General features: G+C 63.9%; 9 protein-coding genes. 5 read left to right on the top strand and 4 right to left on the bottom strand.

Annotated features, from left to right (window positions below; translation table 11 throughout):
• Nucleotides 1-10 precede the first annotated feature (10 nt).
• Nucleotides 11-406 carry a homoprotocatechuate degradation operon regulator HpaR gene (gene hpaR, locus NKH52_RS13835; RefSeq protein ID WP_127276380.1) on the top strand — a complete coding sequence of 132 codons (396 nt, stop codon included), beginning with the start codon at nucleotides 11-13 and terminating at the stop codon, nucleotides 404-406.
• 88 nt (nucleotides 407-494) lie between these two features.
• Here the strand turns inward: hpaR and NKH52_RS13830 are convergent, their stop codons facing one another.
• The 4 genes from NKH52_RS13830 to NKH52_RS13815 form a co-directional block, all read right to left on the bottom strand.
• Nucleotides 495-1625, bottom strand: coding sequence for an aminomethyl transferase family protein (locus tag NKH52_RS13830; protein WP_352730259.1), 1131 nt, complete (start codon nucleotides 1623-1625; stop codon nucleotides 495-497).
• Nucleotides 1626-1779: 154 nt separating this feature from the next.
• Nucleotides 1780-2556 (bottom strand): ABC transporter substrate-binding protein, encoded by a 777-nt coding sequence (locus tag NKH52_RS13825; protein WP_352730257.1) that lies wholly within the window; start codon nucleotides 2554-2556, stop codon nucleotides 1780-1782.
• A 124-nt stretch (nucleotides 2557-2680) separates the two neighbouring features.
• Nucleotides 2681-4423, bottom strand: coding sequence for a hydantoinase B/oxoprolinase family protein (locus tag NKH52_RS13820; RefSeq protein ID WP_352730517.1), 1743 nt, complete (start codon nucleotides 4421-4423; stop codon nucleotides 2681-2683).
• Between the two features lie 16 nt (nucleotides 4424-4439).
• A complete protein-coding gene (locus tag NKH52_RS13815; protein ID WP_352730255.1) occupies nucleotides 4440-6524 on the bottom strand; it encodes a hydantoinase/oxoprolinase family protein in 2085 nt (694 codons plus the stop codon).
• Nucleotides 6525-6736: 212 nt separating this feature from the next.
• Between NKH52_RS13815 and NKH52_RS13810 the strand changes: the two genes are divergently transcribed.
• From NKH52_RS13810 to NKH52_RS13795, 4 genes are all read left to right on the top strand, one after another.
• The gene (locus NKH52_RS13810) at nucleotides 6737-7564 is read left to right on the top strand and encodes a ferredoxin--NADP reductase (protein ID WP_352730253.1); all 828 of its coding nucleotides are present in this window, start codon (nucleotides 6737-6739) and stop codon (nucleotides 7562-7564) included.
• A 153-nt stretch (nucleotides 7565-7717) separates the two neighbouring features.
• Nucleotides 7718-8767, top strand: coding sequence for a deoxyribose-phosphate aldolase (deoC, locus tag NKH52_RS13805; RefSeq protein ID WP_352730251.1), 1050 nt, complete (start codon nucleotides 7718-7720; stop codon nucleotides 8765-8767).
• An 88-nt stretch (nucleotides 8768-8855) separates the two neighbouring features.
• A complete protein-coding gene (locus tag NKH52_RS13800; RefSeq protein WP_352730249.1) occupies nucleotides 8856-11228 on the top strand; it encodes an aldehyde dehydrogenase family protein in 2373 nt (790 codons plus the stop codon).
• A 266-nt stretch (nucleotides 11229-11494) separates the two neighbouring features.
• Nucleotides 11495-12226: an SDR family oxidoreductase gene (locus NKH52_RS13795; protein ID WP_023810854.1), complete on the top strand. Its 732-nt coding sequence runs from the start codon at nucleotides 11495-11497 to the stop codon at nucleotides 12224-12226.
• Nucleotides 12227-12296: the final 70 nt, after the last annotated feature.

Below are 12296 nucleotides of genomic sequence, written 5' to 3'. Positions count from 1 at the left end.
TTCTCTGCCGATGGCGCTGCTTCATGCCCGCGAAGCGGTGATGGCGCGGTTTCGGCCGATGCTTGCCGCGCATGACGTGACCGAACAGCAATGGCGCGTGCTGCGCGTGCTGAGCGAAGCCGGCCCGGTCGAGGCGACGGAACTCGCCGACCGCGCCTCGGTTTTGCCGCCCAGCCTGACGCGCATCATCAAGGCGCTCGAGGGCCGCAAATTCATCACCCGCAACAAGGCCGAAGGCGACGGCCGCCGCGTCGTTCTAACCATTGCGCCCGCGGGTTCCGCCTTGATCGACGCCCTGTCGCCCGAGCGTCGCGTCATTTATGACGACATCGAACAGCGCTTCGGCCACGAAAAGCTCGAGCAGTTGCTCGATTTGCTGGAGACGCTGATCGATGGCGAAAGCTGATCGTTCCGGCTACCGCAGAAGTTTCGACGGTCGCTCGGGTTGACGGACCGCATACCTTGGAAAGACCGAAACACCCGATGGGGGTCAGCTAACCTCGCAACCTCACACCTTCCGGATCGAAGAACGGTATCGGCGCCACGACCGCACGCGTCAGCTGACCACCGATATCAATGTTCAATTCGGTGCCGACAGCCGTGAAGGGCAGCCGCAGATGCGCGGTGGCCAGCACCTTGCCGAGGGAATAGCCGTGGTCGCTGTAGGTGACGATGCCGGCGTCCTCGCCATCGGCCAGAACCTTGGCATCGGTCGCGGCCGGCTTGTCGCCGTCGAGGATCAGTCCGACCCATTGTTCGTCGAGGCCGGTGTCGCGGACCTTGAGAAGCGCCTCGCGGCCGACGAAATCGCCCTTGTCGAACTTGATCCAGCGGTCGAGGCCGACATGGAACGGGGTGCGGCTCTCGTCCATGTCGATGCCGTGCGCCGGGTAGGCCTTTTCCAGGCCCAGCGTGAACATCGCCAGCACGCCATAGGGTTTCAGGCCAAAGTCACGGCCGGTGCGCATCAGCGCGTCCCAGAGCGAGGCCGCCTCGTCGGCCGGCACGAACAATTCGAAGCCGAGTTCGCCGGTCACGCCGGTGCGCGAGATCAGCACCCGCGTGCCGTTGATAAGGCCCGACGTGAACGACCAGCGCTTCAGTCCATCCAGATCGGCATCCGCAATCAACGCTTTCAGCAGTTCGCGCGAGCGCGGACCCTGGATGGTCGGGAAGGCGATGGCCGCCGTGATGTCGGTGACATAGGCCTTGCGGCCCTGGGCGTGATGATGCAGCCAGGGCAGCATCTTCAGGCGGTTGACCGAGCCGGTCACCAGCATGAAGTGCTCCAGGCCCAACCGAAACACGGTGAGGTCGTCCATGATGCCGCCATCGTCGCGGCAGACCGTGGAATAGCGGACCTGGCCCGGCTTCATGGCGGCGGCATTATTGACGATGACATGGTTGACCAGCGCCTCGGCGTCCGGCCCCTTGACGTCCATCTTGCCCATCGTGCTGAGATCCTGCACGCCGACATTTTTGCGGGTGTTCAGGTGCTCGTCGGCAATGCCGGAATAAGTTTTGGCCGAGATGAAATCGCCCCCGACACGACCCATGGTCGCGCCCAGCCCGACGATGCTGCTGTAGAAAGGGGAACGCCGCTCAGCCAAGGAAGTCTCCATCATTCATTACTGTCCCGAGACCGTTTCGAAATTCGCTCTGGCGAGTCATATAATGGTGGTTTCGAGAACCGGAGCGCAGCGGACATTCAGGTCCGTGAGCACCGGAAGCGCAGAAAACGCCTTCAGATGGCCGCCAGAGTAGAGTTTCCAAACGGTCTCAGCTGCCGTAGACGTCGAAAGAAAAGTACTTGTCGTTGATTTCCTTGTACTTGCCATTGGCGCGCAGCGCGTCGATGGCTGCATTGAGCTTGTCGGCCAACTCCTTGTTGCCCTTCTGCAGCGCGATGCCGACGCCGGGGCCGTGAATGGCCGGATCGGCCGTCAGAGTGCCGAGCAGCTTGCAACAGGCGCCGTCGGGCTTCTTCAGCCATTCGGTCAGGATGATCGAGCCGTCCATCATCGCATCGAGGCGGCCGTTGGCCATGTCGGTGCGGGCGTCGTCGCCGGTGGGGTAGGCCTTGACGGTCGAGCCTGCGTATTTCTGCTCGGCGAATTTCTGATGGATGGTCGCGGTTTGCACGCCAAGCGCCTTGCCTTTCAGGTCGTCCGGCGAGGTGCCTGATATGGTCGAATCCTTCGGCACGGCGATGGCCGGCGGTGTCTGGTAGTATTTGTGGGTGAACGCGACCTTCTCGGCCCGTTCGGGCGTGATGGTGATGTTGATGATGGCGTCGAACTTGCCGGCCTGCAGCGCCGGTATGGAACCATCGAAATCCTGCACGCTGAACTCACACTCGGCCTTCATCTCGGCGCATAGCGCCTTCCCCAAGTCGATGTCGAAGCCACCCAGCATGCCGTCGGCACTGGCGTAATTGAAGGGCGGATAGGCGCCCTCGGTACCGATCCTGAGTTTTTTGTCCTGGGCGGAGGCGGCGCCCGTGGCAAGGGTGAGAGCGACGGAAGCGGCAAGCACGAAACGACCGGAAAGACGCATGTTCGAGTTCCCCGTTGAGAGCGGGAAGTCTACGGTCTTCCAGGCGTGTGGCGGAGACGGAAACGACATGCGCTGCGGCGATCGCGGCGCGGCGGGCGATCCAGGCCAGGCAATCGGTGGTGCGTTACCCGGCGCGCTGCTTGTTGGTCGCCGTCCGGTCGATGGTCAACTCCCCGGCCGAGAGGACAACGCCAAACTTTTCGGTGGCTTCCTCTGATGTGTAGTACCCCAGCGCCACGTCGCGCAGCACCAGATCCGGATCGCGCTGCAGCGGATCGCCGTAGCCGCCGCCGCCCGGCGTGCCGACGCGCACGCGGTCGCCGGCCTTGAGCGCAATGTCCTGCTCCTTCGAAAGGTGCAGCGGCACATGTTCCTCGCCATTGCGGAAGACGGTCACCATGTTGACCGCGCCGTCCTTGCCGCCGAGTGCGCCTTGGGGGCCGAAACGGCCGTGATCCATGACGAAAGAAGCACGGGCGTCACCGCGCAGGATTTCAACCTCATAGGCGAGGCCAAAACCGCCGCGATGCTTGCCTGCGCCGCCGGATCCTTCACGCAAGGCGTAGTGGCGGTAAAGCACCGGAAAGGCCTGCTCCATGATCTCGACCGGCGGTGATTTGGAAATGCCGATGGTCGAGCAGCCATTGGTCAGGCCGTCATGGCCTGAATTGCCGCCATAGCCGCCACCGGAGATCTGGTACATGACGTAGTCGCGGCCGCGCGCCGGGTCGTTGCCGCCGAGCGCGAAATTGCCACTGGAACCGGCGGGCGCCGCCGTCACCTTCTCCGGCAACGCCTGCACCATGGCCGCGAACACCGCTTCGGCGATGCGTTGCGAGACTTCGGCCGCGCAGCCCGAGACCGGGCGTGGATATCTGGCGTCGAGGAAAGTGCCTTCCGGCCGCTTGACTTCAAGCGGTTCGAACGCGCCGGCGCTGATCGGCACGTCGGGGAAAATGTGGCGCATGGCGAGATAGACCGAGGACAAAGTCGTCGCCAGCACGCTGTTCATCGGCCCGGCGCACGGCTTGGACGAGCCGGTGAAGTCGAAGGTCAGCGTGTCGCCCTGCTTCTCGACGGCGAGCGCGATGGTCAGCGGCTCGTTGACCACCCCGTCGGAATCGACAAAGGCCTTGGAGTGGTAGGTGCCGTCGGGGATGGCCGCTATGTTGGCGCGCATCTGCTCGGCCGCGCGGCGGCGCAGTTCAGCGATTGCCTCGACAACCGTTTCATCCCCGTAACGATCCAAAATTCCATTGAGCCTGTCCTGACCGATCAGCAGTGCGGCAGCCTGGGCGCGGATGTCGCCGATGCGTTGGTCGGCGACACGGATGTTGGAGCAGATGATGGCGTAGATTTCCGGATCGAGCACGCCCTTCTTGAACAGTTTTACGGGCGGCAGTCGCAGGCCTTCCTGCTCGACTGCGGTCGCGGAGGCCGAAAAACCGCCCGGCACCGAGCCGCCAATGTCTGGCCAGTGGCCGGTGTTGGACAGCCAGCAGAAGATTTTTCCCGCCCGGTAGACCGGCATGGCGAAGCGTACATCCATCAGATGGGTGCCGCCGAGATAGGGGTCGTTGACGATGTAGATGTCGCCTGGTTCCGGCGGCAGGCAACGGCCGTCGGCGATCATCTCGATCACCGTCCTGGTCGAATATTGCATGACGCCGACAAATACCGGCAGGCCCTGCGAGCCTTGCGCTATCAGCGAACCATCGACGGCCGAATAGATGCCGTCGGAGCGGTCGTTGGCCTCGGCGATCACAGGCGAGAAGGCGGCGCGCGAAAACGTCAGGTCCATCTCGTCGCAGACCTGTTGCAGGGCCGCCTGGAGGACCGAAAGCGTGATGGCGTCGAGTTTTGCCATATCAATGTCAGGCATCTCAGGCCTCGCCGATGTCGATGATGATGTTGCCGTCGGCGTCGCAGCGTGCGCGGTCGCCGGGCTCGAGCACGGTGGTGGCGTCCATCTGTTCGAGGATCGCCGGCCCTTCGATTTCAGCGTCAAGCGGCAGTTTTTCCCGTGCATATACCGGCGTGTCGTGCCAGCGCCCGCCATACCAGACCGGCCGGATTTCGCGCCTTGCCTCATCCAGCGTTGTTGCGCGCCCCGCCGGATCGATCAGCCGCGACAGATCGATCGCCGGACGCACGCCGGTCACCGACGTGTTGAGATTGACGAGGTTGGCGCGGATTTCCGGCAGTTCGACCTTGAAGCGGGCGAAATAGGCCTTTTCGAAAAGCTGCTGCAGCGTTGCGCGCTTCACCGACGAGGACGGTAGCGGCACGTTGATGATGTGGGTCTGGCCGACGAACTGCATGTCGGCGGAGTGGGTAACGCGGATCGTCTCCGGCTTCACCGCTTCCTTGCCGATCAGCTCTTCACCTTCGTTTCGGTGGCGTTCCAATACAGTATGAAGCTGTTTTTCGTCGAGCACCGCCACCGGCTGGTTGATGGTGTTGACGAAGTCATGGCGCAGGTCGGCGACGACGCAGCCGAGTGCGTTGGTGATGCCCGGACGCGCCGGCACCAGCACCTTGGGCAGGCCGAGTTCACGCGCCAGGGCCGTTGCGTGCAGCGGGCCGGCGCCGCCAAAGGCGAACAGCGCGAAATCACGAGGGTCATGGCCGCGCGACACCGAGACCATGCGGATGGCGCCGGCCATCTTCATGTTGCCGAGCCGCAGCACCGCGCCCGCCGCCTCGACGCCGGACAGGCCGGTCGCCTTGCCGATCTTGTCCTCGAAAATGCTGGTGACGCGCTCTGATGTGACGGGATTTTGGACTGCCAGCAGCTTCTTCGGCGCCAGCCGGCCGAGCACCAGATTGGCGTCGGTAATGGTTGGCTCGAGGCCGCCGCGTCCGTAGCAGATCGGGCCGGGATTGGCGCCGGCACTTTCCGGGCCGATCTGGATCAGGCCGGCCGCATCGACGCGGGCGATCGAGCCGCCGCCGGCGCCCACCGTGTGCACCGCAACCATCGGCACATGGATCGGCATCGCATACTCGATTTCGATCTCGTTCGAGACTGCCGGCTCGGCATTGCGGATCAGCGCCACGTCGGTCGAGGTGCCGCCCATGTCGTAGGTGACGAGGTTTTCGAAGCCGGCGCGTTTTCCGGTATAGGCGGCGGCGATGACGCCGGAGGCCGGGCCGGACATGACCGTCTTGGCCGATTCACGTGTGACGAAGCGGGCCGAGATCATGCCGCCATTGCCATTCATGATCAGGAAGTCGCGGGCATAGCCTTTCGCGCCCAATTCCTTGCGCAGCCGCTCGACGTAGCGCTCGAGGATCGGCTGCACGGAGGCGTTGACCGACGCGGTGACGCCGCGCTCGAATTCGCGCGCTTCCGACAGCAGCGCGTGGCCTGCCGTGATGTAGCCGTTCGGCCAGAGTTCGGCGGCGATTTCGACGGCGCGCCGCTCATGCGCCGGGTTGGCGTAGGAATGCAGGAAATGGATGACGAGGGATTCGCAACCGGCGGCGATCAGGTTCTTCACCGCCTCGCGCATTTCGGCCTCGTCGAGCGGCGTGCGTATCGCACCCGACGCCTCGACGCGCTCCGACACTTCGAGCCTGAGATTGCGCGGAATGATCGGTACGAAGCTGCCGGTCATGCCATAGGCCTGCGGCCGCGTGCGCCGGCCCAGCTCGATCACGTCGCGAAAGCCGCGCGTGGTGATCATGCCGGTTTTCGCCAACCGGCGTTCCAGCACCGCATTGGTGGTGGTGGTCGTGCCATGCACGATGAGGTCGATGCTATCGATGGCAAATCCGGTGGCGCCGAGTGCCGAAACGACACCGAAAGCCTGGTTGTCCACGGTGGTCGGCGTCTTGGCCAGATACACCCGGCCGCCGTCGCGTCCGTCGGTCAGGAGCAGATCGGTGAAGGTGCCGCCGACATCGATACCGGCGACGACATTTCCCCGGGAATTGCGCGCTTGCGCCGAAATATTCTCTTCCATCGTCGAAACCCGAAATGCGCGGACTACGGATATGCGCCAGTTTGGAAAGCTGTTTTAAGGGAGCATCTTGACGCAAATATCGTTTGTATACTAATAAATTACGGACACAAGAGCTTGCCGCTTTGCAGTGCGAACAGCCCGCCGGGATCTGAATGGTCCGGGCGTGCAAGTTTGGCGCCGGCGTCCACGGTTGGGCCAGAAGGTTGGATTTGATGAACACCACATCCGCTCTCAACACCGTCGGCGCCCGACCGCTGCAGTTCCCGATTCCGGCCAACGTCTATGCCGAAACCGTCGTCTCGGTGAAGCACTACACCGACCGGCTGTTCTCGTTCCGCATCACCCGTCCGCAGTCGTTGCGCTTCCGCTCCGGCGAGTTCGTCATGATCGGCCTGCCCAATGCCGAGAAGCCGGTGTACCGCGCCTATTCGGTGGCAAGTCCGGCCTGGGACGAAGAGCTGGAATTCTTCTCGATCAAGGTGCCGGACGGCCCGCTGACCTCAGAGCTGCAGAAGATCCAGGTCGGAGACACCGTCATCATGCGCCAGAAGTCGACCGGCACGCTGGTGGTCGACGCGCTGACCCCGGCCAAGCGGCTGTTCATGATCTCGACCGGCACCGGCATCGCGCCTTTCGCCAGCCTGCTGCGCGACCCCGACACCTACGAGAAATTCGATCAGTTGATCCTGACCCATACCTGCCGCGACAATGCCGAGCTGACCTATGGCCAGGAACTGGTCGCGGCGCTGGAAAGCGACCCGCTGATCGGTGAACTGACCACTGGGCGCGTCACGCTCTACAATTCGACGACCCGCGAGGACTCAGCGCGCATGGGCCGCATCACCGCGCTGATCGGCTCCGGCAAGTTCTACAGCGATCTCGGCATCGACAAGCTCAGCCCGGAAACCGACCGCATCATGATCTGCGGCTCGATGCATATGCTGAAGGACGTCAAGGAACTGGCCGAAAGCCTCGGCTTCGAGGAAGGTTCGCTGAGCCACCCGGCGACCTTCGTGGTCGAGCGCGCTTTCGTCGGCTGAGCCGCACCTAACATCTCGAAGTCTGCATTTTTGACCACGCGGTCAAAAACTGCTGCTTTCGCCGCCTTTTTCGGCTATCACCTTCTGCAGGACTCGTGAAGTACGGCTTCACGGGCTATCTTCGGCACACGTCGCTGAATGAAAGGGCAGGAGATGAGCAGCACAATCCGCGAAGCCGATGTCGGCTCGTCCAAGGTGACGCCGCTGTCGGCGCGTGCCGCCGCCAACACAGCCGTACCTCTGGACCATCGCGTTGCGCGCAATCCCGGCATGAAGCTCGATCTCGGCTTCATGGAATCAGTGCGCAGCGTCAACCGCTCGGCACTGGAACGGCGCGTCGCCAGCCTGACCAAGCGGCGCTCGATCAAGGCCGACAACCAGGCCGCCTGGCTGCTAAAGGCCGTCTCCTGCATGGATCTGACGACGCTGAATTCCAACGACACCGAGGAGCGCGTGCGCCGGCTCTGCGCCAAGGCGATCAACCCGTTCCGCCGCGACATCGTCGAGGGCCTCGGCATATCAGGTGAAACCATCCGCCCGGCCGCCGTCTGCGTCTACCATCCCTTCGTTGCCACCGCCGTCGATGCGGTGCGCGGCACCGGCATCCATGTCGCCGCCGTCTCCACCGCCTTCCCGCATGGTCTGGCACCCCTGTCGACCCGCCTGCAGGAGATCGAGGCCTCGGTCCGCGACGGCGCCGACGAGATCGACGTCGTCATTCCGCGCGGCCTGGTGTTCAGCGCCAAGTGGCGGGAACTCTACAACGAGATTGTCTCGATGCGCGCCGCCTGCGGTGACGCGCATCTGAAGGTCATTCTCGGCACCGGCGACCTCGCCACGCTGCGCAACGTCATGCTGGCCTCGATGGTGGCGATGATGGCGGGCGCCGACTTCATCAAGACCTCGACCGGCAAGGAAAGCGTCAATGCGACACTGCCCGTCGGCCTCGCCATGGTGCGCGCCATCAGGGCCTATTTCGAGGAAACCGGCTATCTCATCGGCTTCAAGCCGGCCGGCGGCATATCCACGGCCAAGGCCTCACTCGACTGGCTGGTGCTGATGAAGGAAGAACTCGGCCGCCCATGGCTGGAGCCCGAGCTGTTCCGCTTCGGTGCGTCGAGCCTCTTGACCGACATCGAGCGCCAGCTCGAACACCATTTGACCGGGCACTATTCAGCCAACCATCGCCACGCGATGGCATAGGGATCGGGCTAAAGCTTTGACGTGGAGTTCCTTCGCGCCCCCGTGGGCGCGAAAGAATGCCTTCCAAGACAATTATCTGGAGCGATCCATGAACATTCTCGACCGCTACCACGCCATGGAATACGGCCCGGCGCCGGAAGCCCGCAACGAGGCCGACGCGTGGCTTGCCGCGCGCGATTTCGGCAAGGCGCTGTTCATCGGCGGCGACTGGAAAGCCGCTGCCGGCGGCAAGACCTTCGAGACCAGCGAGCCGTCTTCCGGCAAGCTGCTGGCCAAAGTATCCGACGCCAACGCCGCCGATATCGATGCGGCGGTTGCGGCAGCCACCAAGGCGTTGCCGAAGTGGTCGGCAGCCTCAGGCTATGTCAGGGCCAAGGTGCTTTATGCCATCGGCCGCGCCATGCAGCGCCACCAGCGTCTGTTCGCGGTGCTTGAGACAATCGACAACGGCAAGCCGATCCGCGAAAGCCGCGACATCGACGTGCCGCTGGCGATCCGCCATTTCATCCACCATGCCGGTTGGGCGCAGGCGCTGGACAAGGATTTCCCCGGCCATAAGGGTGTCGGCGTGGTCGGCCAGATCATCCCGTGGAACTTTCCGCTGCTGATGCTGGCCTGGAAGATCGCGCCGGCGCTCGCCGCCGGCTGCACCGTGGTGCTGAAGCCGGCCGAGTTCACGCCGCTGACCGCTATCCTGTTCGCCGAGATCTGTGAGCGCGCCGGCGTGCCGAAAGGCGTCGTCAACATCGTCCAGGGCGGGCCGGAAGCCGGCGTCGCCATCGTCAACCATTCCGGCATCCAGAAGATCGCCTTTACCGGTTCTTCCGAAGTCGGCAAGATCATCCGGAAAGCCACCGCCGGCTCGGGCAAGAAACTGTCGCTGGAACTTGGCGGCAAGTCGGCCTTCATCGTCTTCGAGGATGCCGATCTCGACAGCGCCGTCGAAGGCCTGGTCGACGGTATCTGGTTCAACCAGGGCCAGGTATGCTGCGCCGGTTCGCGACTGCTGGTCCAGGAAGGCATCGCCGACGCCCTGATCGCCAAGGTCAAGACGCGGATGAGCCGGCTGCGCGTCGGCAGCCCGCTCGACAAGAACACCGATATCGGCCCGTTGGTCGACGCCACACAGCTCGAGCGCGTCAAGGGCCTGGTCGCCGAAGGTGCCAGGCAGGGCGCCGTCTGCTGGCAGCCGGATGCGGCGCTGCCGTCTTCCGGCTACTACCATCTGCCGACGCTCGCCACAGGTGTTTCGCCGGCTAACATATTGGCGCAAGAAGAGGTGTTCGGCCCTGTTCTGGCGACCATGACCTTCCGCAATACCGAGGAAGCGATCGAGCTCGCCAACAACACGCGCTATGGCCTCGCCGCCTCGGTGTGGAGCGAGAACGTCAACCTTGCCCTGCACGTCGCGCCGCAATTGAAGGCCGGCGTGGTCTGGGTCAACGGCACCAACATGTTCGACGCCGCCTGCGGCTTCGGCGGCTACCGCGAGAGCGGTTTCGGTCGCGAAGGCGGGCGCGAGGGCATGTTCGAATATCTCGCGGCGAAACTGCCGCTCGGCCAGATCATCAAGCCGGCGACGACCTCCGCACAGCCAGTCGAGCAGGCCGACGGCTCGGCAATCGACCGCACGGCAAAGCTATTCATCGGCGGCAAGCAGGTACGGCCGGACGGCAATTATTCGCTGGCTGTCGCCACCGCCAAGGGCAAGCTGGCCGGTGAGGTTGGTCTCGGCAGCCGCAAGGATATCCGCGACGCTGTCTCCGCAGCCCGCGCCTGTAGGGGCTGGCCCGAGGCGACCGCCTATAACCGCAGTCAGGTGCTTTACTATCTGGCCGAAAATCTCTCCGGCCGCGCCGCCGAGTTTGCCGCCCGCCTCACCGAGCTGACCGGCGCCAGCGCCAAGGCCGCGCGGGAAGAAGTAGAACAGTCCATAGAGCGCCTCTTCCTCTATGCCGGCCTTGCCGACAAGTTCGAGGGCCGCGTGCACCAGCCACCGGCGCGTGCCGTGACGCTGGCGCTTCATGAACCGGTCGGCGTCGTCGGCATCGTCGCCCCCGACAGCTCGCCGCTGCTCGGCCTGATCTCGCTGGTCGCACCGGCTCTGGCCATGGGCAACACCGTGGTCGCGGTGCCGTCGGAGCGCTACCCGCTGCTGGCGACCGATCTCTACCAGGTCATCGAATATTCCGACATTCCGGCCGGCGCCATCAACATCGTCACCGGTCGCAGCGCCGAACTTGCCGGCGTGCTGGCCAAGCATGACGATGTCGACGGGCTCTGGGTGTTCGCCGATGCCGAGACCTGCGCCCAGGCCGAAGCCGAGTCCGTCGGCAACCTCAAGCGCGTCTGGAGCGGCAATGGCCGCGGCCTCGACTGGGCATCCGACGAAGCCGCCGGCGACGCCTTCCTGCGCCGCGCCGTCGAGGTCAAGAATGTCTGGGTGCCTTACGGCGATTAATGTATGTCGCCCAAAAGTGCGCAGCGGTTTTGGGGGCAACATATATAAAGGCAAAGAGCCAAAGCGCGTCGCGCGCTTTGATCTCCCCCCGGCGCTGTAGAGACCGTGTTCGGGGTTGACGCATGGACAGATGTTCTTTAACGAGAAAAAACATCTTTATCAGTGAACGATCAACGGGGCAGGCTGCACGATCATGCGCGACTGGCACATGACGCCTTGGCCAGCCGCGGGTAGACCGAACTATCCCAGTGGACGAGGAGAACAGTATGGCGGATCTGGCAGGCAAGGTCGTTGTCGTCACGGCAGCGGCGCAAGGCATCGGCAAGGCGAGCGCACTGGCCTTCGCAAAAGCTGGCGCCATCGTCTACGCCACCGACATCAACGAGGCCCTGCTGGCGGAACTCGCCAAGACGCCGGGGATCAAGACCCGCAAGCTGGACGTGCTCAACGACGAAGCCGTCAACGCCGCCTTTGCCGAGATCGGTGTCGTCGACGTGCTGTTCAACTGCGCCGGTTTCGTCCATTCGGGCTCGATCCTGGAGATGAAGGACGGCGACCTCGATTTCGCGCTGAACCTCAATGTTCGCGCCATGATCCGCACCAGCCGGGCTGTGCTGCCCGGCATGCTGGAACGCGGCGACGGATCGATCATCAACATGGCCTCGCTGGCCAGTTCGACCAAGGGCGTGCCCAACCGCTTCGTCTATGGCCTGACCAAGGCCGCCGTCATCGGCCTGACCAAGGCGATCGCCGCCGACTATGTCGGCAAGGGCATACGCTGCAACGCCATTTGCCCCGGCACGGTCGAGAGCCCGTCGCTGCAGGACCGCATGCACGCGCAAGGCGACTACGATGCCGCCCGCGCCGCCTTCATCGCCCGCCAGCCAATGGGCCGGCTCGGCACGCCGGAGGAAATCGCCGATCTCGCCGTCTATCTGGCCGGCGCCACCTACACGTCCGGGCAGGCCTACAATATCGACGGCGGCTGGTCGATCTGACTGCGGAAATCATACGCGAGCAGGACGATCTGGCCCTTTCCCGGCGTTTAACAGGGGATCGAAGAGTCTG

The sequence above is a fragment of the Mesorhizobium sp. M1066 genome (genome assembly GCF_040318635.1).
Lineage (GTDB): Bacteria > Pseudomonadota > Alphaproteobacteria > Rhizobiales > Rhizobiaceae > Mesorhizobium.
The sequence above is the reverse complement of the archived record's forward strand: the minus strand, read 5'-3'. Positions and strand labels throughout refer to the sequence as shown.